Source organism: Tropicibacter sp. Alg240-R139 (genome assembly GCF_900537075.1).
Classification (GTDB): domain Bacteria; phylum Pseudomonadota; class Alphaproteobacteria; order Rhodobacterales; family Rhodobacteraceae; genus Falsiruegeria.
Map to the genome: position 1 here is coordinate 1,365,875 of NZ_UNRA01000001.1, position 22,405 is coordinate 1,388,279.

Genomic DNA, 22,405 nt, shown 5'->3' on the forward strand with positions numbered 1-22,405 from the left:
GTCTCGCTATTTTTTGAGATTTTCGCAGGGTAGGTTGCGCGCAATTCCTTACTGGAGACGCGCTATGAATGCCCCCGTTACAAAACCGACCCTTCGCGCCAAAGATGCGCCTGACCTGAACAAATTCGACTGGGAAGACCCATTCCGCTTGAACGACCAGTTGAACGAAGACGAGCGTATGATCGCCGCCAGCGCCCGCGCTTATGCTCAGGAAAAGCTGCAACCCCGCGTAACCGACGCATTCCAAACCGAACAAACTGACCCCGAAATTTTCCGCGAAATGGGTGCAATGGGCCTACTGGGTGTGACTGTCCCAGAGCAATACGGCGGCCTTGGGTCTGGCTATGTCGCCTATGGTCTGGTTGCGCGCGAAGTCGAGCGTGTGGACAGCGGTTACCGTTCAATGATGTCTGTGCAAAGTTCGCTGGTGATGTATCCGATCTATGCATACGGCAGTGAAGAACAGCGCAACAAATACCTGCCAAAGCTGTCCAGCGGCGAATACATCGGCTGTTTTGGCCTTACTGAACCCGATGCAGGCTCGGATCCCGGAGGCATGAAAACACGCGCCGAAAAAATCGACGGCGGCTATCGTTTGACCGGAACCAAGATGTGGATCTCGAACGCACCGATCGCAGATGTCTTTGTGGTCTGGGCCAAATCGGATGCACATGACGGCAAGATCCGTGGCTTTGTCTTGGACAAGGGCACCAAGGGACTGAGCGCACCCAAAATCGAAAACAAGATGAGCCTGCGTGCCTCGATCACTGGCGAGATCGTCATGGACGGCGTTGAGGTCGGTGAGGATGCGTTGCTGCCGCATGTGCAGGGCCTGAAAGGTCCGTTCGGCTGTCTGAACCGTGCACGCTATGGTATCAGTTGGGGTGTCATGGGCGCCGCCGAGGCATGCTGGCACGGCGCACGTCAATACGGTCTTGATCGTCACCAGTTCAACCGTCCGTTGGCGCAGACACAGCTGTTCCAGCGCAAGCTGGCCGACATGCAAACCGAAATCGCATTGGGCCTGCAGGCCAGCCTGCGGGTTGGTCGTCTGATGGACGAGGCCAATGCAGCACCTGAAATGGTATCAATCGTGAAACGCAACAATTGCGGCAAGGCGCTCGAGATCGCGCGCCACAGCCGCGACATGCACGGCGGCAATGGCATCAGTCTGGAGTTCCAAGTCATCCGCCACATGGTGAACCTAGAGACGGTAAACACCTATGAGGGCACTCATGACGTACACGCGCTGATCCTTGGACGCGCGCAAACTGGACTGCAAGCGTTCTACTGACATTCCAGGTTGTAAGCCTTCAAAGCCCGGGGAGTACCCGGGTTTTTTTAGTTTGTTTATTTCGTGTAACCTGAATTATGTTAAATACTAAACACAAAATTCGGCAAGATACCAAAGGGAAACGTTCCGTCACTCGATATTGGCACATCCACTTTTCCGGTCTACGGTTTTGGAACGAACACTTTGTTATCCAACAGCTCTGACACGAATTCTGGGGAGGAATTTCGCATGTCAACCGCATCAGTGAATGGAACATGACGGGCCTGACCTACGACGAAGCCGTTGTACAGGTTTTGAGCTCTGAAGCTATTTTTGAAACCACGACGGCCAAAGTTGACGGTGTCACCTATCGAGTCTTCAGGAACATCCCTCAGGATCTGCGCAGTCTTTTGCAAGCCAGCCGTGAACCACAAGACCATGGTCAGGCTGAATTCCTAGTCTATGCAGATCAACGTTATACTTTTGATGCTTTTTGCAATGACATCAATAAGATGGCACATGTTTTGCAGGATCGATTTGGCATCAAGCCACACGACAGAGTTGCAGTGGCTATGAGCAATTGCCCTGAGATTCTGATCCTGATGATGGCGATCAGTTCTATCGGGGCGACATGTGTGTTTCTGAACGCGTGGTGGACTACAAAAGAGTTGCAATATGCGCTGCAAGATACTGAAGCAAAACTTATTTTCGCAGATGACAAACGGTTGGACCGGCTGAACACTTTGCAAAATGAGTTTGGGCTGACTCTGATCAGCATAGGACAATCGCGATCTGATCCCAGCTATGCCAGCCTGATGCGGAACGAGACACACACGGCTTGGCCGACCGTAGAAATCGATCCGGACAGTGATTTTGCGATCATGTATTCATCCGGCACGACCAGCGATCCCAAGGGCGTGGCGTTGACCCATCGCGGCGCCGTGAACGCAGTTTTCACATGGTTGGTCCAGGCCGCAATCGCGCCCCTGATCAATCCCCCCGAAGACCCCGAGGTCGAAAAGCCGCGCCCTGTGACGATGATCACAACGCCATTGTTTCATGTAACTGCAACCCATCCCGGTTTCTTGCTTAGCCTGTCGGCCGGAGCCAAGGTTGTGTTAATGGACAAATGGGACGCGAACAGGGCCGTCGATCTCATCGAATCCGAGGGCGTGACGCGGTTTGTCGGTGTTCCAACCCAATCCACTGACATCCAACTTGCAGCGCAAAAAACCGGAAAACCCCTTGAAACGCTAGCACAAGTTGTAGCCGGAGGTGCAAAGCGCCCTGCCGCACAGGTCGGCGAATTGGCGCAGGCTTTTCCCAATGCCGAAATTGCGACAGGTTGGGGTATGACCGAGACTAATGCAATTGGGATCGGACTATCGGGTGACGATTACGTTGCACAGCCCGGCGCTGCGGGACGCCTGTTTCCGCCTTTGCAAGAGATAGCGTTCCTTGATGACGACGGACAGCCGGTTCCACCGGGAGAAGTCGGTGAAATAACTGTAAAAAGCCCCAGTAACATGCGGTGCTACATTAATAAAATGTCAGAAACACATGAAGCTATGCAGGCCGGTTGGTTCAAGACCGGCGATCTGGGGTTCATTGACGAGGATGGCATTATCACCATCGTGGACCGGAAAAAGAACATCATTATCCGCGGCGGTGAAAACATTGCTTGCTTGGATGTCGAAGGCAACTTGCATCAACATCCCACCATACTGGAAGCCTGTGCATTTGCGGTTCCACATGGACGTTTGGGAGAAGTGGTGGGTGCCGCCGTGCAAACGCGGCCCGGAATGACAATTACGAAGGAAGAGCTGTCTGGTTTCCTTTCAGACCGCATTGCCAAGTTCAAGATTCCAGAACACCTCTGGGTGCAAACTTCACCCCTGCCCCGTGGTGCCACCGACAAGATCGACCGGCGGGTGCTGCGCAGATCCTGTATTGCTAAACTCGGCCCGGAAACCTGGAAATAACGCGAGAAGATACTGTAATGGAAGTAGAAAACAAAATTGTCGTCGTAACTGGCGCAGCCAGTGGCATCGGTCGTGCACTGGCGCAAAGGTTTGCTGCCAATGGGGCTAAGAAAGTAATCTGCTCGGATTTGAACCTCGCAGGCGCGCAAGCTGTTGCTGAAGACATCAAGGGTGTGGCGATCGCAACCGATGTCGGTGTGGAGGCAGACATTCAATCCCTGGTGGAACAGGTCGAGACTCAAGTTGGCCCGATCGACATTTTTTGCTCGAACGCCGGAATCCTGACCCTGGGCGGAGTAGATGCTAGCAACGATGATTGGCAAAAGATCTGGGACATCAACGTGATGTCGCAGGTTTGGGCGGCGCGACACGTGATCCCACGAATGGCGGAACGTGGAGGCGGCTACCTGCTGAACACCGCATCTGCCGCTGGCTTGCTCAACCAAGTAGGTGCCGCGCCTTACGGCGTGACCAAACACGCTTCAGTAGGGCTGGCCGAATGGCTGGCCATGAGCCACGCCGATGATGGTATCGGCGTGTCGGTCTTGTGTCCGCAGGCCGTACGTTCGGAAATGACGCGCGGGCATGAAGAATCTGTTGCAGCATTAGACGGGTTGCTGGAGCCTGAAGATGTCGCCGACGCCTGTATCGACGCAATCCGTGCAGGCACATTCCTAGTGCTACCGCATCCGCAGGTTCTGGATTACATCCGTATGAAAACAGCCGATTACGACCGTTGGCTGGGTGGCATGCGAAAGTTGAACCGTCAGTTTGGGGGCAAACTGGACTGAGGACTGGGGCGCTCCCGTCCGTCGTCGATGTTTCGAACGAAACACCTCCTCCCGTTGGGCCGCTAGCGGAACCGACAAAGTCGGGATCGCTCGGGTGCGGGAGGACTAATGCTTGAAGCTGTGGTTTGGGCGCATCAGGCCCTCTTGAGCAACGCTTGCCACCAGAGTGCCGTCGCGGTTGTAGATGGATCCTCGGTTGAAACCACGGCCACGTCCGGAGAACGGCGCGTCCATCGAGTACAGATGCCAATCCTGGAACTGGATCGGCGCATGGAACCACATGGCGTGATCAAGACTTGCACCATTTACCTCGCCTTTGAACCAACTCAACCCATGCGGACGAAAAGCCGAGCTCATCAACGCCATATCTGAGGCATAAGCGATCAGGATGTGTTGCATTTGCGGATCAGCCGCAGCCGCTGCAGCCATGCGAAACCACAGGTGGTTGGTATCATCCGTGGGTTCTGGCTCGAACAGATCTCGCGGAGCGACCTCGCGGATTTCAATGGGGCGATCGCGCAGGAACTCGGCCATGTGCTGCTCCGGGATGCGGTCGATGTAGCGGTCTCGTCGCGCCTCGCGTGTTTCGAGCGTCTCGGGTCCGTCGACCTTCGGCATGGGATGTTGATAATCCCACCCCTCATCTTCGACATGAAACGACGCCGACAGGTTGAGGATTTGCTTGCCGTGCTGGATTGCCACTACACGGCGCGTCGTGAAACTTCCGCCATCACGCGCCCGATCTACCGAATAGATCACTGGAATGGACGGATCTCCTGGACGGATAAAATAGGCATGCAGGGAATGGCACAGACGATCTGGCACGGTCCGATAGGCCGCCGCCAGAGCCTGCGCAATCACCTGCCCGCCATAGATCCGAGTCGGCGTTTCACCACCCGACCCAACGCCGCGAAACAGATCGACTTCAAGCCGTTCTATATTCAGCAAGTCCAATAGTTTGGTTTCAGCATCGGTCATAGGGCGCCTCGTTTCAGCTCAACTTCCGGGTTGCAGCGTAGTCGATGAAGACATCAAAACTGTCGGGGTTCACCATCGAATCCCGGTTGACCACCTTGGCCGGATCGCCGCCAAGTAGCAGCTTTTTCACCGGAACTTCCAGCTTTTTGCCCGAAAGAGTGCGTGGAACTTCAACGATTTGCACGATCTCGTTCGGGATAAAGCGGGCCGAGACCGAAGCGCGGATGGAGCTATTGATCCTATTCTTGACCTCATCGGTCAGCGAAACACCTTCGGCCAAGACCACAAACAACGGCATGAAACTGTCACGACCCAGAAATTCCAGGTCGACAACAAGGCTATCCATGATCTCAGCCAGCCCTTCAACCGCTTGATAAATCTCGGACGACCCCATGCGTAGACCCTTACGATTGATGGTCGCATCCGAGCGGCCATAGATGACCGAACCGCCTTCTTTCGTAATCTCGATCCAGTCACCGTGGCGCCAGATATCTGGGTAGGTATCGAAATAGCTGTCGTGCAAGCGCGCGCCATCTTGATCGCCCCAAAAATACAATGGCATCGACGGCAGCGGTTCCGTGCACACCAGTTCACCAACCTCACCAAACAGCTCTTTGCCGAACGGGTCATAGCTGCGCACGGCGTTGCCGAGCAACCGGCACTGCATCTCTCCGGCACGAACTGGAAGCATTGGGTTGCCGCCAACAAATGCCCCGCAAAAATCGGTACCCCCAGATATGGGCGCCAACCAGATGTCAGCTCCAACAGCATCATAGATCCAGGCGTATCCGTCCGAAGTGAGCGGCGAACCGGTTGTCCCAACGGACACAAGCGTGGTCAGTTCCAGCTCATCGCGCGGGCGGATGCCGGATTTCGCACAGACCGTGACATAGGCCGCGCCGACACCAAGGTAAGAGATCCGTTCATCAGCGACCGACCGCCACACGGCGAGCATATCCGGGTGATTGGGCGCACCGTCATAGGCCAGCACGCACGCCCCCTGCCCTAAGGCCACAAACTGTGCATTCCACATCACCCAGCCGGAACTTGTGAGCCAGCAAAACCGGTCATCAGACTCAATGTCCTGATGCAACGATTGTTTGGCACCTTCTAGCAGGATGCCCCCGTGCCCATGAACGATGGGTTTAGGGTTCCCGGTGGTGCCCGATGAATAGACCACCCAGATCGGATGATCGAAATCTACCATTTCAATGGCCAATTCGGCGCGCGTCTTTGTCTGGTCCGCCCATGCCAGTGCACCGTCCGTGGGTTCTCCGACAACGGGCACAATAATCGTGGTCTCGACCGTCGGAAGGCCCCGCCGGATCTCGGTCAGGATACCCTGCTTGTCGTGCGTCACGCCAGCGTGAATATAGCCGTCTTGCGCGATCAGAACCTTGGGCTCGATCTGCTGAAATCGGTCAAGGATCGCCACATGCCCCATGTCCGGCGCGCACAGCGACCAGATGGCACCGAGGCTAGCGGTGGCAAGGCAGGCGATGATCGACACTTCTGTGTTGGGCAGGATCGCCACCACACGGTCGCCTTTAACTACACCATGCGCCCGCAAGTTGGCGGCAACGCTTGCAACTTGGACCGCCAACTCTGCCCAGGTCAATTCACATCGACCAAAGGTCTCAGACTGTACGATCAGGGCCGTCGCGTCTGGCTTGGTGTCAGCGTGGCGCAACATCTGATCGGCGAAATTCACCTGAGTTCCCGGGCACCACACTGCGCCTGGCATTTTGCGTTCTGCCAGAACAGTCGTCGGGGCCACGTCCGATCGGATGTCGAAATAATCCCAGATCGCCAACCAGAATGCATCAAGGTCTGACACGCTCCAATCCCACAGATCATTGTAGTCGACAAAGCTGCGACCTGTACGGCGCTCCACCCATGCCGTGAAATCGGCCATACGGCTTTGCTCGGACCGTTCCCTGGTCGGGGTCCACAGGATCTCTCGGGTGTCCGTCATGCAATCAGTGCTCCGTGCACCAAGGCCTTGAGTTCCGCGCGAGAGGAGTACGAGCTTGACGGTGACAACTGTGTGAAAAAGACGACCGACAGATCGGCCACCGGATCCATCCAGAAAAAAGTCGACGCCATACCGCCCCAGCTAAAATCGCCCACATGGCCGGCGCAGCGGGCGCGGGCCGGGTCTAGAACAACCGCGCCGCCCAGGCCAAAACCCATGCCTTCCATCGGTTGCTCGGCAAAGCTCTGCGGTCCCATCGAGGCGATGTCGCCAGGCAGATGATTGCGCATCATGAAGTTGAGCGTTTCGGGGCCTAGCAATCGCCCACCTTCGCATGTTCCACCGCGACGCAGCATTTCAACAAACTTCATATAGTCATCAATGGTCCCGACCAAGCCGCCGCCGCCTGAATGCATATCGGCAACCTGAAACGGAGACTCTCCGGCCTCGTCCACCAAGCGCAAGCTGTCGCCACCGGAGCTGGCTTCGTTCAGGGCCATGGCGTCACCTGCAAGTGGTGTATAGAGCGAAGCAAAGAGATCAACCTGTTCCGCCGCAACGGAAAAAGCGGTTTCGTCCATGTCGAGTGGTGAAAATATTTCTTCCGCAAAAAAAGCCGCCAAGGACTTGCCCGATACAACCTCGACCACGCGGCCCAGGATATCATTGCTCACCGAATACTCCCATCGCGCACCCGGCTGAAAGGCCAGCGGCAAGGCGGCGACATGATCTGCCATATCAGCCAAAGCACCCTGGTTTGGTTTGAACAGCAGGTCCTGTTCTTCCATCGCCTTTGGCAGAACACCGGGATTGAACGGATAGCTGAGCCCGCTGGTATGCGTCAAAAGCTGGTGTAGTGTTGGTGCGTGGCTGGGTTCGACCTGATCAATGTGCTCAGCCCCCGGAACAAGGGCCTGCATGTCATTGAAAGAAGGTATGAAATTCGAAACAGGCGCGTCCAGGTGAAACAAACCCCGCTCCGCCAGCATCATGATTGCGACCGAGGTGATTGGCTTGGTCATGGAATAGACGCGCGCCACGGTATCCCGTTCGAAAGGCAGATCTTTTTCGACACTTCTCTGGCCAACCGCATTGAAATACACCTCTTCCCCACCTCGCTTGATTAGTGCGGAGCATCCTGCATATTTCCGATCACCTACATAGCGATCCATCCATGATCCAATGCGGCTCAAGCGGCCCTGGTCAAATCCAAAATGTAACTTCAAAATTTGTCCTCTCGGTTTGTGTCCGCCATTTGCCGACCACGTGTCGTCGCCCGATCCCGGCCAGCGGCCACGTCGGCAGCAGACACCTGAGCAATATGTTGATCAAAAACCTGGGCCTCGCGCGCCATCGCGCCGCTTAGCGACAGGTCAGTCCCGTCTTCGATGAGCTTGCGAATACGCCCCATCGTGATCGGGTCAGTCGTCGCGATGTACTCGCCCAGTTCTATGGCCCTGGTGATCAGTTCATCACCTGCGACCACTTCATTCACAAGACCCCACTGCAACGCTTTTTCTGCGCTTACAAATTCACCCGTAAGACTCATCTGGCGTGCGCGGTTGACCCCGATCAAACGCGGTAAAATCTGTGTCATTCCCCAACTTGGCGTGATGCCAACGCGGGCATGGGTATCGGCGAAAACAGCCGTTTCAGAGGCGATCAGGAAATCACCGAGCAACGCCAGCTCCAGGCCCCCGGTTATGGCGTATCCGTTTACGGCTGAAATAATCGGTTTCGTGCACGCTTTGGCCACAGCAAACAGACTGTTCGGACCATGCCATTCGAATTGGTTGATGGCACCGTCAACCTGGGACATCTCTTTTAGATCGACTCCGACACTGAAGGCGCGACCGCTGCCTGTCAGGACAATTGCGCGAATTTCCACTTCTTCGGACAACCCCTTGATCGCGAATGTCAATTCTTCAACCAAGGTGTGAGACATTGCGTTGAGAGCGTCGGGACGGTTCAACGTTACAACAGCGACGGCGCCGGTACGTTCGATCTGAATCAAAGAATGGGTCATGTCACCCAATCATCCGTTGCATGGCCGGTTTCGTCTCATCGCTGAACCAGCCCGTATCAGACCTGTTTGCGCCGTCACGTATCGCCTGTTCAATGATCTGGATGGTGTCGCCCCGGATCTGTTGTTTGATCGAGGCATAGGTTTGTGGCGGCAACTGTGCCAGGGCTCGCGCCTCGACCATGGCCCGATCACGCGAGCTGTCTTCGGTTAAGATGTCCAGAATGCCATAGCGATGTGCATCGACGGCGTCCAAAGGCAGGCCGGTCAACATCAACCGTCGCAAGGCGTCAGGTCCAAGCGTCGCGCGCGCTATCTCAAGGGGGCCGATCGGAAAGTCAGCACCAACGCGGACTTCAGCCAACCCAAGCTTTGTTCGGGGGCCAGCCACGCGAACGTCACTACCCAGAACAAAGAACAAGCCGCCGGCAATGGCGGCCCCATCAACCGAACAAACCACCGGCTTGGGGTTTGCAAAAAGGCTCAGAAATCCGACGTTCAATCCCTCAACAATGGCGTATTGCTGATCCAGGTTGAATTCTTGTGCCTCTTTCAGGTCCAGTCCAGCTGAATACACTTTGAAGGAACTGGTCAACACAATAGCACGAACCTCTGGATCTACGGAAAGCTCGTCCAGCAGATCTTTGAAGTCAAACAGAAAATCAGGACTGAGTGCGTTGACCGGCGCACGATTCAAGCCTATTTCAATGACCCCGTCGTCATGGTTCGTTCTGATCAAATGGTTTGTTGCGCTCATGTCCGTCTCCTTGCACGTCCTTTGCGCGACGAGCCCGATTTTCGGCCAATAACGCCGGGTCAATATCAACCGAGATCTGTCGCGCGTCGAGGGTTTCCGTACATTCCGGGCAAGTGACCTTGGGTACCATTCGTTTTCCACATGTATTATGCAGTAACTCGACCATGCCTTGGGTTCCCAGCCACTTGTCGCTCCAGGATTTGAGCATGATAATGACCGGCCATAGATCACGTCCTTTTTCGGTTAGGTGATATTCGTAACGTACAGGGCGATGGCTGTAGGCGCGTTTTTCCAGGATACCATCGGCGCACAAGCGTTTTAGGCGTTGGCTCAAGACGTGGGGCGACGCACCTGTCAGGCGCTGCATGTCCTCGAACCGGCGACGTCCCATGAACATCTCACGCAGGATCATCAGAACCCACGGATCACCCACCCGTTCAATCGCACGGGACACCGGACAAAGCGTATCCGCAAGGTCATTTCGGCTCATCGTTGACACCCTTCACTTTTTGTAGTCACCTTTCCCATAGACCGGGCTGCCTGTCAATTTCCGGTCAATTTTGGGAGGTTTGATGAAACTCTATTACGCTCAGAACACCCGCGCCGTACGCATCGCATGGTTGCTCGAAGAACTGGGGCTGGACTATGAGATCGAGAAGTTCACACTTGGCGATCGGGCCATGCGCGAACCCGACTACCTTAAAGTACATCCCATGGGCCGTGTGCCGGCGCTAGAGGACAAGGGCGTGACCATCTTTGAATCGGGTGCCATCGTGCAATACGTGTTGACCCTTTATGGCAAGGGACGCCTGCAGCCAGGGGTTGGCACACAAGAGTTCGCCAACTATTTGCAATGGTTGCATTATTGCGAAGGCATGCTTATGCCGCCGATCAATTCCATCGTCGTTGAAACCATCCTGTTGCCGCCCGAACGGCGCACCGAGTTAAATGTGAAGCGCGCGACCAAATTGCTGAACCAGATGCTGATGGTTGTGAACAACCACCTTGAGGGCCGTGAGTTTCTGGCTGGAGAATTTACCGCAGCTGACATCATGACAGGCCATTCGATTATCATGTCCGGCCGGTTGGGGGCTGACTTCTCGGACAAGCCGAACCTGCAACCCTATGCTGACCGACTGATGGCGCGGCCTGCGCTACAAAGGGCGTGGTCGCTATGAGCGGACCCGTTGTTCTTATCATCGGTGCCGGGGACTACATCGGCGCCGCCATCGCTAAGCGCTTTGCCAGCGGTGGTTTCACCGTCTGCATGGGTCGCCGCAATGGTGACAAGCTGGCCCCGCTGGTGGCCGAGATCGAAGCCGAAGGCGGCGCCGCCATCGGCTATACCCTGGATGCTCGCGACGAAGACAGTGTCATGGCAATCTTCAAACAGGTCGAAGAAGAAGTCGGCCCGATTGAGACCGTGATCTACAACGTTGGCGGCAATGTACGCTTTCCGATCCTGGACACCACGGCGCGGGTGTTTCGCAAAGTGTGGGAAATGGCCTGTTTCGCGGGTTTCTTGTCGGGTCGAGAGGCCGCGCGCTACATGGCGCCTCGCGGGCGCGGTAACATCTTCTTCACTGGCGCCTCAGCCTCGATGCGGGGCAACAGCGGCTATGCGGCTTTTTCGGCTGGCAAATCCGGCTTGCGTGCCTTGGCGCAAAGCATGGCCAAGGAATTGGGGCCAAAAAACATCCATGTCGCCCATCTGGTGATTGACGCGGGCGTCGACACAGCATTCGTTCGCGACCGCATCGCGCAATCTGGTCATGATCCTGATACACTGCCCAAAGATACTCTGATGAATCCCACGTCCGTGGCCGAGGCCTATTGGACGTTGCAACATCAGACCCGAGACGCCTGGACCTTTGAACTGGACCTGCGCCCATATGGAGAAAGATGGTGACAAAAGTTATTGATTTTCTTTATGATTTTGGATCGCCAAACGCCTATCTGGTACACAAGACGCTGCCCGATCTGGCCGCGCGCTTTGGCGCATCGGTGAACTACCTACCCGTCCTCTTGGGCGGCGTGTTCAAAGCAACGAACAACCAAAGCCCGATGCAAGCCTTTGGCGGTGTGCAGGGCAAGCTGCAATACCATGCCCGCGAAACCCAACGCTTTATCAAGCGGCACGATTTGACCTTTCACATGAACCCCCATTTCCCCGTGATGACCATCGGCGCCATGCGCGGTGCGATTTTTGCGCAAGGCAAAGATTGGGAAAGCAATTACATATCTGCCATCTTTGATGCGATGTGGGTGCATGGGCAAAAGATGGACGACACCGCTGTGATCCACGAAGTGCTCACCGAAAACAATCTGCCAGCGAAAGAGATCATTGAGGCCACGCAGGATCAATCGGTCAAACAGGGGCTAATCGACGCGACATCAGCAGCGGTGCAACGCGGTGTCTTTGGCTCGCCCACGATGTTTGTGGGCATTGAGATGTTTTTTGGAAAAGAAACGCTGCCCGAGATCGAAGAAGCCCTGATAGCATAGAATTGACCCCGCCCGGTACCGGGCGGGGTCTGTCGTCCATCAGGGACGCTTCATCTTGCAGGTGGTCGGTGCATCAGCCGATGCCATCTCGACCGAGTTTTCGGTCAACAATCCGAAGCCCGAATTGTCAAAGTCATGAGACACATCAGGGCTGTGCGCCTGCACGTGCACCGCCTGGATCGCCTGGTGATCAGCTTCACGCATCAGAACTTTTGTGCCCCAGATCGAGTCATGCTCCATCCCTTCCAACGCAGTGGCGACAGCAACCATATCGGTGGCGCTGCCAGCATCGTTGATCGCGCGTGCCAGCATTTCGATCACATTTGCAATCCGCGGCTGTCCCAGGTCATCCTCGGGATACTTCTCCTTGAACGCTTTGGCATAGGCGTCCGCGCGGTCGGAGACAGGCGGGTTCAACTGCCCCTCACCCACCAGCTTGAGCGAACCAACACCTGACTCACCAAAGGCTGCCGTGATCCCGGTCGAAGCGGCATAGTAGGTATAAATCGGACCATCAAAGCCGTTCTGCAGGACCGATTTACCCAGCCCCAGCATATCCGCGCCCCAATTTCCCGTTATCACCGCATCAGCTTCGGCTGCCATGATCTTGCGGCCATAGGGCGTGAAGTCCTTGACCTTGCCGATGGGATGCAGCTCGTTACCGACGATTTCGATGTCAGGACGCTTTTCGCCTAGGAACCTGACCGCAGCGGCGGCCACGGCCTTACCAAACGAGTAATCCTGACCGATGATGTAGACCTTTTTGATCTCGTCATTGCCCGCGATCACGTCTGTCAGAGCATCCATTTTGATATCGGCGTTGGCGTCAAAGCGGAAATGCCAGAAGTTACATTTCTCGTTGGTCAGCGCCGGGTCCACGGCGGAATAGTTCAGGAACAGCACCTGCTTATCCGGGTTGCGTTTGTTGTGCTTGTTAATCGCATCCGTCAGCGCGTTTGCCACGCCGGACGAGTTGCCTTGCGCGATGAAGCGGATTCCCTGATCAATTGCGACCTGCAGCTGAATCAACGACTCCTTGGCGCTGATCTTGTTGTCAAACGGCACGATCTCGAACATTTGACCGTCCAGAACACCGCCCTGACTATTCACAAGCGTATCGGCCGCAAATTCATACTGGTGCAACCCGTCTTCACCGGTGGCCGCGAACGGGCCTGACAGCGGGTCAATGAAAGCGATTTTGATATTTTCTGCCAAACCGGCTGCGGCGCTCAATGTCAGAGCCAATGCAGTGGTCAAACCAAACAGTTTTTTATTGCGCATATTGTATTTCTCCTCCCTAATCCAAGCCCCGGCGTTATCCGCCGTAGACCTTTTCAGGCTTACACAGTCTGACGCAAAGTCAACAAAATGATTTGTTTTTCAGGGCTTGAAGCTTAGAAAAGAAGCAGCTTCCGTCAGCAGCCCGGAATATACGCGCTCAAGCTCTTGTGGAGAGACGTGAAAGGCGGGCCCACCAACGTTCAGGCCAAAGACACGCGCGCCATCCAGCGAAAAAACTGGCACGGCTATGCCATTCACATCAGCGCGCCACGCACCAAAGCCCGTGCAATATCCTTTGGCCTCAAACTCTTCACCCGCAGCGCGTGCCGCCTGAGATAGTTGAGCTTCGCTCCCGGCACCGTCCTGCACCCCGTGGGCAATGGCCGTCTGGCGGTCGTCCTCTGACAAACCTGCCAGAATGGCGCGACCGATGGCCGAGCGAAAGAGCGGCAAGCGCGCGCCCACATGCATCGCCAACGACACGTCCTCGCGCGAGCGGTGGACAGCCACATAGACCACCTCGGCCCTGTGCATCTCGGCCAAGGCGGCGGTGATGTAGGAATTCGGACCATTGCGCAGCGTTCGCAGCACATCCGCTGCCCGGTCGCAAATGTCCATGCCCGCCAGCACACCAAATCCCAGCTGCAGGACGCCAACGCCCAGGCGATAGTTGCCTGTGCTCGTATCATTGACCAGATAGCCCAACTGACACAGCGTGTGCGTCAAGCGCGAGATCGTAGGTTTCGGCAGGCCGGTGCGCTCGGAAAGGTCCAGATTGCTCAGGCTCACCTCGCCGGGCCGAAAACAGCGCAAAACATCCAGCCCCCGCGCCAGGGCAGTGACAAAATTCCTGTCCTTGCCCTCTTCGGGGCCTGTGCCGAACTCTGCTTGCACCATCGCCGACCCCCGTTTCAGGATTTCAGGGCAGTCAGCCCGTGTTCTGCAAACACCTTGACAAAACTGCCCAACCGCATCGCGCGGTCTGGATTCGACGCATTGCCATCTAGCGCCCGCTTGTAAACGCCCTGAATGATCGAGGCCATGCGGAAAAAGTTGAACGACAGGTAGAAGCCGAAATTGTCGATGCCACTCAACCCGCGACGGTCGCAATATTTGGCAATGAATTCCTGATCAGTCGGCAACCCAAGCACGGCGCGATCAAGTCCGGCCATCCCGCGCCCTTCTTTGCCCGGCGGCATCTGCCATTGCATGATCACCGCAGCCAGATCGGCATAGGGGTGGCCGATGGTTGAAAGCTCCCAGTCCAACACGCCAAGACACCGGGTACCGCCCTTTTCGAACATCATGTTGTCGATGCGGTAATCGCCATGCACCAGGGTTCGCTGCCCGTCATCCTCGGGGATGCTGGCTTGCAACGCGCCGATTAGCTCATCCATTTTCGGGATGCTGTCCGTCTCGGACGCGCGGTACTGTTTGGTCCATCTCCCGATCTGACGCTCATAGTAGTTGCCCGGCGGGCCGTAGTCCGCCAGCCCAACCGCGTCGATATCGACCGAATGCAAGGCGGCCAGTACGCGGTTCATTTCGTCGATAACGGCAGAGCGAACCACGTTGTTTTCGCCCTCCATCGTTGGTTGGGCAAAGTTGCGCCCGTCCAGATGCTCCATGACATAGAACGCCGAGCCGATCACGTCGTCGTCTTCGCACAGCAGATGCATCTTGGCCACGGGCACATCCGTGTTCGCCAACGCGCTTTGCACACGGAATTCGCGATCCACCGCGTGGGCTGACTTCAGCAAAACTCCCGGCGGTTTGCGCCGCAGGACATAGTTCTGGTTCGGTGTTTTCAACAGGAATGTCGGGTTTGACTGCCCGGTTTCAAACTTGTCGGACTCCAGCGGGCCCTCGTAACCCGGCAAGTTGTCGCGCAGGTAGGCGTCCACAACATCCAGATCGAGCGATTGAGCGGTGTTGGTCATGATCTGTTCCTTAGCTGTAGGTCAGCATATCTGCGCGCGCCGTGGGTGCAAAATGCGGCGTCGCGTTGAATTCATGCAAAAAGAAAGCGCGCGGGGAAAAGATGAACCGCGTCATCGAGGTGTTCTTGACTTGCAAATTCAGCGCGATCATCTGCTCAGGCGGTGCGCTCATTGCGCTTGCCACCAGCTGCCCGATGGTCCCACCCGAACTGACCACCAGCACCTTTTGCACGTTTGTTTCTGTTGAAAAGGTCTGCGCGGCCAAAATGCGGGTTTTGAAATCAACCCAGCTTTCCGCCGCTCCCTGCAACCCACCGTTCTGCCATTCACGCAAAGTCTCACGCAAAGTGCGGAAATGGGTTTTGCGGTCGTGCTGTACCAGATCGGGGATCGTACCGCCAAACCGGGCGCGCAGCAGGTCGTGGAAATCATATTCGTTCCAACCTGCGTGCTCCTCGGGCGCGGCATTAAACCCCATCGAACACAGCGTTTCCTTTTGCCGAGTCAAAGTGCCCGTAACGATCCGGTCAGGCACCCAACCCATCTCGCGAAGAGCCGCCCCCGCCAGTGCAGACTGACGATGACCAAGCTCACTGAGTTGGTCATAATTGTCCGCCCCGAACGAGGCTTGCGCATGGCGGACGACCATCAACTCTGGCATGCCCTACCCCGCAAATTCGGCTGCCAGGCGCTTGCCTGCCGCGTGATATTCAGCGGCCACCCGATCCACCAGATCCCCTGCACCGACAATGTCCTTCACATCGCCGATACCCTGGCCCGATCCCCAGATTTCTTTCCAGGCCTTGGGTTTGGACGACCCTGAACTGAAGTTCATTGATGAGGCATCTGCCGACGGAAGGTTTTCTGGATCCATCCCTGCCCGCTCGACGGACTTTTTCAGGTAATTTCCGTCGACTCCGGTAAAGAGTGAGGAATACACGATATCTTCGGCACTGCTGTCGACGATCATCTGTTTGTATTCGTCTTGCGCGTTTGCCTCGTGCGTGGCGATGAAGGGCGAGCCCATGTACCCAAAATCAGCCCCCATGGCGCGCGCGGCCAGCAAGCTTTCGCCACAAGCTATCGCCCCCGAAAGAGCGACAGGCCCGTCAAACCATGATCTAATCTCGCGGATTAAGGCGAGCGGAGACTGCATACCTGCATGACCACCTGCCCCAGCTGCCACAGCGATCAGGCCATCGGCGCCCTTATCTATCGCCTTTTTGGCAAAGGTGTTGTTGATGACATCGTGCAATACAAGACCGCCACATGAATGGGCGGCCTCGTTCACCTCGACCCGCGCGCCTAGCGACGTGATCCAGACCGGCACGTTCCACTTGGCGCAGATATCCAGATCTCGTTCCAGCCGCCCGTTTGAACGATGCACAATCTGATTGACCGCATAAGGTGCCGCCGGATTGTCCGGGTTTTCCTGATTGTGGCGGTCCAATTCTTCGGTGATCTGCTTGAGCCAGGCCTCAAGCACCGGCGGCTCGCCGTCCGCCTCGCGTGCATTGAGCGTAGGGAACGAGCCGATGATACCGGCTTTACACTGTGCAATCACCAGTTCAGGATTTGAAATGATGAAAAGCGGCGAGCCAATCAGCGGAATTCGCAGCCCTTGCAAAGTCGAAGGCATATTGGCGTCGTCACGTTTGGATGCAGTGTCTTTCACGTCGTGTTTCCTTGTCGTTTCAAGAGCCTACCACGGAAGCGACAGGCCAGTGGCCTCGGCTGCCTTGCGGGCGTATTTCTTGGTTTGAGCAAAGGCATCGGTCAGTTCTTCTTGTCCCGTGCCGTCGTTGAGTTGGTCGAATAGTGCCGCCACATTCTCAGGCGTGATATCGCCGCCTTCCAGCAGGATTCCCGGCGTCTCATACACGCGGGTCTGCGCAAAACAGCCCGCGCCGGCGGACATGATGACCCGCGATGGCGCATCTTCGCTGACCAGATACAGCAGCCCCGGCGTGATGGTTTCCGGTTTCAGCAGTTCCAGCGCCTCGGGCGGCATCAGGCTTTCGGTCATGCGCGTGGCTGCCGTGGGGGCCAGGCAATTGACCCGAATGTCATCACGCGCGCCCTCTAGGTGCAGAACGTTCATCATGCCCATCATCGCCGCCTTCGCCGCACCATAGTTTGCCTGGCCAAAATTGCCGTAAAGACCAGACGCCGACGAGGTCAGAACTACCCGGCCATACCCCTGCTCGCGCATAATAGGCCAGCAGGCGTGGGTAACATTGGCGCTGCCGATCAGGTGCACGTCCACCACCTTGCGGAAGTCAGCCATGGTCATCTTCGAAAACGTCTTGTCTCGCAGGATACCTGCGTTGTTGACCACGATATCAATCCGGCCAAAGGCGCCCATCGTCTTGGCGACCATATCAGCCACCTGTTCCTCGTTTGAAACATCGGCGCCATGGGCAATCGCCTCGCCACCCATGGCCTTGATCTCGGCCACCACGGCTTCTGCCGCGTCAGATGATGCACCCTGCCCGTCGGTCGAAACGCCCAGATCATTGATCACCACCTTTGCGCCACGCTCGGCCAGGCCAAGCGCATGAGAGCGCCCCAGACCGATGCCCGATCCAGTGACAATGGCAACGCGGCCGTCAAATCGAATGTCCATCAGAACGACCCTTACAATGCTTTTTCAAAGATATTGCGTCCGGACATCACGTTGATGCCACCAGACACTGGTATGATCGCACCCGTGACATAGGCCCCTCCGCGTCCGCACAGGAACAACATACAGCCGGCAATATCCTCATCCCGGCCCACGCGGCCCAAAGGCACGTCGCTGCCAACCTTGGCGCGTTTCTCTTCGTCGGCCGTCGCAAAGGCCGTCATGCGCGAAACAAACGGCCCCGGTGCCAATGAGTTCACGGTGACATTGTAGCCCGCCAGTTCCTTGGCCATGATCTTGGACAGATGCATGACGGCGGCTTTTGAGGCCGAATAGCTGTAAGCGCCATCGCCCATTGGGATCTCGCCCATGACCGAGCCCACGTTGATTACCCGGGCCGGATCACCGTCTGTAGCCGAGGCCATTAGCATCGGCAGCAGCTTCTGTGTCAGATCGAACACGCCCGCGACGTTCACGTTCATAACCTTTTCCCAGGCTTCATGCGGGAACTGACCCATTGGCGCCCCCCAAGTCACGCCCGAGTTATTCATCAATATATCAAGGGCTTCTGTGCGATTTCTCACCTCTGACACGATGGAATCGATGCCTTCGGCCGATCCCACATCTCCGGCGAAACCCTCAGCCGTGCCCGGAGCGTCCAACTCGTTGAGTTGCGCGGCAACCGCTTCACATGCGTCACCTTTGCGCGAGGTGATCAGAACCCGTGCACCTGCACGAACCAACGCTTCGGCCGCCATGCGTCCGATGCCCGTAGCCCCACCTGTGACCAAAGCAGTCTTACCGTGAAGCGAGAACAGAATTTCTGGTGTCATGATAAATCCTTAAAATCCGCGCGCTTGCGCAATGATGTTCGCGTGATACCCATAGTCGCCCAGCCATTCGGCACCGACCCGGGCGCGTTTCATGTAGAACCCCATGTCAAAAGCATCGGTCATGCCGATCCCGCCATGCATCTGCACACCTTCCTGTACCGCAAGCTGCGCGGTATCCGTCGCGCGGGCTTTGGCAAGTGACACCGCCAGCGAGGCGTTTTCCGGGGTTTCGTCCAATTTTCGGCCTGCGTTCAGGATGGCCGAAGCCGTCACTTCGCATTCGCACCACAAGTGTGCAGCACGATGCTGCAACGCCTGAAACGCCCCGATTGGCACACCAAACTGCTTGCGTTCTTTCAGGTACTCGACGGTCATGCCAAAGGCCCCGGCCGCGACACCGGCCATTTCCGCTGCTAACGCAGCCTGCCCGGCCTCAATCGCGGGTTTCAAAACCGTCATGGCGTCATCCACCTGCCCCAGAACATCTTCACCGGTGGCCTCCACTTCTGCGAAACTGACCGTCGCCGCGTCTCGGTTGTCGATCATTGACTTGGCTTGGCGGGTGATGCCGACGCGATCCGCGGGCAGATCGAACAAGGTCAGAGCATCGCCAGTACGAGCAAGAACCAGCAGCCGGTCGGCATGGCCTCCATCCACGACAAACCCTTTGGAGCCATTCAGGCGGAATCCATTCCCCTCGCGCCGTGCTTCCATCTGCGTGGCATCGGGGTTGAACTTGGCGCCTTCATCAATGGCCAGAGCATAGGTCACTTCGCCCGATGCGATCCGCGCTAAGGCTGCGTTGGCCCGATCATCCGCCACCTGGCGCAAAGCCGTGGCTGCGATCACTGCGGTCGAAATGAACGGGCTGCTCACAAGCGTCTTGCCCATCTCGCCGGCCAGAACACAGGCGGCAGCGTGGCCCATATCGGACCCTCCGGCGCTTTCGGGCGCCAAGATTCCAGCCCAGCCCATATCAGCCATGGATTTCCACAAAGCAGCGTCGTGCGTCTCACCAGCATCGCGCAATCCGCGCAGATGCGCGACCGGAGCGGCCTCGTCCAGGAACCCGCGCGCGGCATCGGCCAGCATGACCTCTTCTTCGGTTGCGACTAGTTTTGCCATGATGCCTTACCCCGGAAGTCCAAGAACACGTTTCGACAAGATCGAGAGCATCACCTCGGATGTGCCCCCCTCGATCGAATTGGCCTTGGTGCGCAGCCAGTTGGGCGCGCGCCCGTCGTCCCATTCCAAGGCATCGGACCCGCCAGCGGCCATCAAGAGCTCAAGCCGCCGTTTGTTCAGCTCGGTCCCCATGTATTTCAACATGGCCGAAGCGTCGCCAACGCTGCCTCCTGCTTCGGCCTGATCCTTGTAGCGTTCCAGAGTAAGTTCTACGGCCAGCGTATCCACTTCTGCACGCATGGCGTCGCTGCGCAGCACGGGATCGGTCGCGCCAGTTTCGCAATCGGCAATCACCGCCCCCAGCGGACGACCCGTGCCCATCGACCCTCCAGCCGCCGAGATCATCTCGCGCTCATGCGTCAGCAGGTATTTGGCTACGTCCCAACCTCGGTTGATGGTTCCAACCACCTGCTCCTTGGGAAACTTCACGTCGTCAAAGAAAGTCTCGCAGAACGGCGACACGCCTGAAATCAGCTTGATTGGGCGGGTCGATACGCCCTCTGTCTCCATGTTGATCAAAACAAAAGAGATACCTTTATGCTTGGGCGCGTCCTTATCCGTGCGCACCAGGGCAAAGATCCAATCCGCCTTGTCAGCGTAAGAAGTCCAGATCTTTTGGCCATTCACCAGCCAATGATCGCCTTTGTCCTCACATTTGCTCTGTACATTGGCCAGATCGGACCCCGCACCCGGCTCGGAATAGCCCTGACACCAGCGGACCTCGCCACGCGCAATCGGGGGAAGATAGTGCAGTTTCTGTTCGTGCGTGCCGAAGTGTAAAAGTGCTGGCCCGAGCATCCAGATGCCAAAGCTCTGCAGCGGATACCGCGCATTGATGCGCCCCATTTCGGCGTGAAAAACCTTCTCTTCGTCGCGGCTCAGACCCGCGCCACCGTACTCGACCGGCCAGGTTGGCACCGTATACCCTTTGGTGACGCAGCGTTTCAGCCAGGTACGTTGGGCTTCTGACGTAAAGTTCCAGTTCTTGCCGCCCCAACAGATGGTAGTCTCATCATTGCGACCATCGCGCATCTCTCGGGGGCAGTTTTCTTCAAGCCACGCACGCAATTCGGCTTGAAAGGTGCTCAGTTTCTCGGATGTCTCTGACATGGTTCCTCCCACACACAGATCCCTGTTTCTCATACTTGTTTCGCAGTGCAGAATTGCATTTCGAAATTCGATTGACAACATGGGAACCGGGGGAAAGACTTCACGTCAAATAGCAGTACGACATGCCCGCGAGGGTCAGGGAGATATCCAGATGAAAGCCATGCTCAGCACCGCCGTGGGCGGCCCCGAAACATTGGAATTGACAGAATTGCCGGACCCGGAACCCAAGAAGGGCGAGTTGATCGTCAGGGTTCGGGCGGCAGGCGTGAACTTTCCCGACACGCTGATGATCCGCGACCTATATCAGATGAAACCACCCCGCCCCTTTGCGCCGGGCGGTGAAATCGCGGGCGACGTCGTGGCCATTGGCGAGGGTGTCTCGGGGTTCGAAGTCGGCGATCGCGTGCTGGCGCTGACGGGTCACGGTGGTTTCGCCACTCATCTGGGGTTGAAGGCGGCAAACGCGATCAAGATCCCGGATGCGATGCCGTATGAGGATGCGGCGTGCTTCATCTTCACTTATGGCACCTCGCACTATGCACTGAAAGATCGCGCGCAGATTCAGCCGGGTGAAAGCCTGCTGATCCTCGGCGCGGCCGGTGGTGTTGGTGTTGCTGCAATTGAACTGGGCAAAGCTGCGGGCGCAAAGGTGATCGCCGCTGTGTCATCCGAGGAAAAGGGTGAGTTTTGCCGCCAAGTCGGCGCTGACGAGGTGATCGTCTACCCGCGAAAGATGGACCGCGATGCGCAAAAGGTGCTGTCTGGCGAGATCAAGAAGCTGGCAGGCCCCGACGGTGTCGACGTGGTTTATGACGCCGTAGGTGGTGATTATGCAGAACCCGCATTGCGTTCGCTTGCCTGGAAAGGCCGGTTTTTGGTTGTGGGATTCCCGGCAGGTATCCCCAAGATTCCGCTAAACCTGACGCTGCTCAAGGGCAGTCAGATTGTGGGTGTCTTTTGGGGGGCGCATGTGTTCCGCGAACCGCAAGCTCACGCTGAAAACATGGGTGACCTGTTCCAGCTGTATGCCACAGGCAAGGTCAAGCCGCAGATCAGCGCGCGCTTCCTCCTAACAGACGCCCCAGCGGCTTTGGAAATGATGCAAGACCGCAAGGTGATGGGCAAAGTTGTCATCACGCTTGACTAAGG

General features: G+C 56.8%; 22 protein-coding genes. 7 read left to right on the top strand and 15 right to left on the bottom strand.

What is annotated here, in order from left to right:
- Window positions 1–64: 64 nt before the first annotated feature.
- The 3 genes from G6R15_RS06585 to G6R15_RS06595 all read left to right on the top strand — a co-directional run bounded on the left by G6R15_RS06585 (window position 65) and on the right by G6R15_RS06595 (window position 4,046).
- Window positions 65–1,294, top strand: coding sequence for an acyl-CoA dehydrogenase (locus G6R15_RS06585; RefSeq protein ID WP_164658989.1), 1,230 nt, complete (start codon window positions 65–67; stop codon window positions 1,292–1,294).
- 254 nt (window positions 1,295–1,548) lie between these two features.
- Window positions 1,549–3,255, top strand: coding sequence for a class I adenylate-forming enzyme family protein (locus G6R15_RS06590; protein WP_164658990.1), 1,707 nt, complete (start codon window positions 1,549–1,551; stop codon window positions 3,253–3,255).
- 17 nt (window positions 3,256–3,272) lie between these two features.
- Window positions 3,273–4,046: an SDR family oxidoreductase gene (locus G6R15_RS06595; RefSeq protein ID WP_164658991.1), complete on the top strand. Its 774-nt coding sequence runs from the start codon at window positions 3,273–3,275 to the stop codon at window positions 4,044–4,046.
- A 105-nt stretch (window positions 4,047–4,151) separates the two neighbouring features.
- On the opposite strand, the gene G6R15_RS06600 is transcribed toward G6R15_RS06595, so the two are convergent.
- From G6R15_RS06600 to G6R15_RS06625, 6 genes are read right to left on the bottom strand one after another with little or no spacing between them, the layout of a single operon-like run.
- Window positions 4,152–5,024, bottom strand: a complete 873-nt coding sequence (locus G6R15_RS06600) for an acyl-CoA thioesterase II (protein ID WP_164658992.1) — start codon at window positions 5,022–5,024, stop codon at window positions 4,152–4,154.
- 13 nt (window positions 5,025–5,037) lie between these two features.
- On the bottom strand, window positions 5,038–6,999 hold the full coding sequence (locus G6R15_RS06605) for an acetoacetate--CoA ligase (protein WP_164658993.1): 1,962 nt from the start codon (window positions 6,997–6,999) through the stop codon (window positions 5,038–5,040).
- Entirely contained in the window at window positions 6,996–8,171 is a 1,176-nt protein-coding gene (locus tag G6R15_RS06610; protein WP_164658994.1) for a serine hydrolase, read from the bottom strand. The genes G6R15_RS06605 and G6R15_RS06610 overlap by 4 nt, the downstream gene beginning before the upstream one ends.
- 50 nt (window positions 8,172–8,221) lie before the next feature.
- Entirely contained in the window at window positions 8,222–9,025 is an 804-nt protein-coding gene (locus tag G6R15_RS06615) for an enoyl-CoA hydratase (protein ID WP_164658995.1), read from the bottom strand.
- 1 nt (window position 9,026) lies between these two features.
- The gene (locus tag G6R15_RS06620) at window positions 9,027–9,779 is read right to left on the bottom strand and encodes an enoyl-CoA hydratase/isomerase family protein (RefSeq protein WP_164658996.1); all 753 of its coding nucleotides are present in this window, start codon (window positions 9,777–9,779) and stop codon (window positions 9,027–9,029) included.
- Window positions 9,742–10,269 carry a helix-turn-helix domain-containing protein gene (locus tag G6R15_RS06625; RefSeq protein ID WP_164658997.1) on the bottom strand — a complete coding sequence of 176 codons (528 nt, stop codon included), beginning with the start codon at window positions 10,267–10,269 and terminating at the stop codon, window positions 9,742–9,744. The genes G6R15_RS06620 and G6R15_RS06625 overlap by 38 nt, the downstream gene beginning before the upstream one ends.
- A gap of 82 nt (window positions 10,270–10,351) precedes the next feature.
- Between G6R15_RS06625 and G6R15_RS06630 the strand changes: the two genes are divergently transcribed.
- From G6R15_RS06630 to G6R15_RS06640, 3 genes are read left to right on the top strand one after another with little or no spacing between them, the layout of a single operon-like run.
- The gene (locus tag G6R15_RS06630) at window positions 10,352–10,957 is read left to right on the top strand and encodes a glutathione S-transferase family protein (RefSeq protein WP_164658998.1); all 606 of its coding nucleotides are present in this window, start codon (window positions 10,352–10,354) and stop codon (window positions 10,955–10,957) included.
- The gene (locus G6R15_RS06635; protein WP_164658999.1) at window positions 10,954–11,688 is read left to right on the top strand and encodes an SDR family oxidoreductase; all 735 of its coding nucleotides are present in this window, start codon (window positions 10,954–10,956) and stop codon (window positions 11,686–11,688) included. The genes G6R15_RS06630 and G6R15_RS06635 overlap by 4 nt, the downstream gene beginning before the upstream one ends.
- Complete coding sequence (locus G6R15_RS06640; protein WP_205520473.1) at window positions 11,685–12,284, top strand: 2-hydroxychromene-2-carboxylate isomerase; 600 nt, start codon at window positions 11,685–11,687, stop codon at window positions 12,282–12,284. Before G6R15_RS06635 ends, G6R15_RS06640 begins: the two co-directional genes overlap by 4 nt.
- 39 nt (window positions 12,285–12,323) lie before the next feature.
- Here the strand turns inward: G6R15_RS06640 and G6R15_RS06645 are convergent, their stop codons facing one another.
- The 9 genes from G6R15_RS06645 to G6R15_RS06685 all read right to left on the bottom strand — a co-directional run bounded on the left by G6R15_RS06645 (window position 12,324) and on the right by G6R15_RS06685 (window position 21,256).
- Window positions 12,324–13,565 (bottom strand): branched-chain amino acid ABC transporter substrate-binding protein, encoded by a 1,242-nt coding sequence (locus tag G6R15_RS06645; protein ID WP_164659001.1) that lies wholly within the window; start codon window positions 13,563–13,565, stop codon window positions 12,324–12,326.
- Window positions 13,566–13,664: 99 nt separating this feature from the next.
- Window positions 13,665–14,462, bottom strand: coding sequence for an IclR family transcriptional regulator (locus tag G6R15_RS06650; RefSeq protein WP_164659002.1), 798 nt, complete (start codon window positions 14,460–14,462; stop codon window positions 13,665–13,667).
- A gap of 14 nt (window positions 14,463–14,476) precedes the next feature.
- Window positions 14,477–15,505 (bottom strand): phosphotransferase, encoded by a 1,029-nt coding sequence (locus G6R15_RS06655; RefSeq protein WP_164659003.1) that lies wholly within the window; start codon window positions 15,503–15,505, stop codon window positions 14,477–14,479.
- A gap of 10 nt (window positions 15,506–15,515) precedes the next feature.
- Complete coding sequence (locus G6R15_RS06660; protein ID WP_164659004.1) at window positions 15,516–16,166, bottom strand: histidine phosphatase family protein; 651 nt, start codon at window positions 16,164–16,166, stop codon at window positions 15,516–15,518.
- Between the two features lie 3 nt (window positions 16,167–16,169).
- On the bottom strand, window positions 16,170–17,144 hold the full coding sequence (locus tag G6R15_RS06665) for a nitronate monooxygenase family protein (protein WP_164659278.1): 975 nt from the start codon (window positions 17,142–17,144) through the stop codon (window positions 16,170–16,172).
- A gap of 63 nt (window positions 17,145–17,207) precedes the next feature.
- A complete protein-coding gene (locus G6R15_RS06670) occupies window positions 17,208–18,131 on the bottom strand; it encodes an SDR family NAD(P)-dependent oxidoreductase (protein WP_164659005.1) in 924 nt (307 codons plus the stop codon).
- An 11-nt stretch (window positions 18,132–18,142) separates the two neighbouring features.
- A complete protein-coding gene (locus tag G6R15_RS06675; protein WP_164659006.1) occupies window positions 18,143–18,961 on the bottom strand; it encodes an SDR family NAD(P)-dependent oxidoreductase in 819 nt (272 codons plus the stop codon).
- Between the two features lie 9 nt (window positions 18,962–18,970).
- On the bottom strand, window positions 18,971–20,086 hold the full coding sequence (locus G6R15_RS06680) for an acyl-CoA dehydrogenase family protein (protein ID WP_205520474.1): 1,116 nt from the start codon (window positions 20,084–20,086) through the stop codon (window positions 18,971–18,973).
- Window positions 20,087–20,092: 6 nt separating this feature from the next.
- Window positions 20,093–21,256, bottom strand: a complete 1,164-nt coding sequence (locus G6R15_RS06685) for an acyl-CoA dehydrogenase family protein (protein ID WP_164659007.1) — start codon at window positions 21,254–21,256, stop codon at window positions 20,093–20,095.
- A 151-nt stretch (window positions 21,257–21,407) separates the two neighbouring features.
- Between G6R15_RS06685 and G6R15_RS06690 the strand changes: the two genes are divergently transcribed.
- The gene (locus G6R15_RS06690) at window positions 21,408–22,403 is read left to right on the top strand and encodes an NADPH:quinone oxidoreductase family protein (RefSeq protein WP_164659008.1); all 996 of its coding nucleotides are present in this window, start codon (window positions 21,408–21,410) and stop codon (window positions 22,401–22,403) included.
- The last annotated feature ends 2 nt before the right edge of the window (window positions 22,404–22,405 follow it).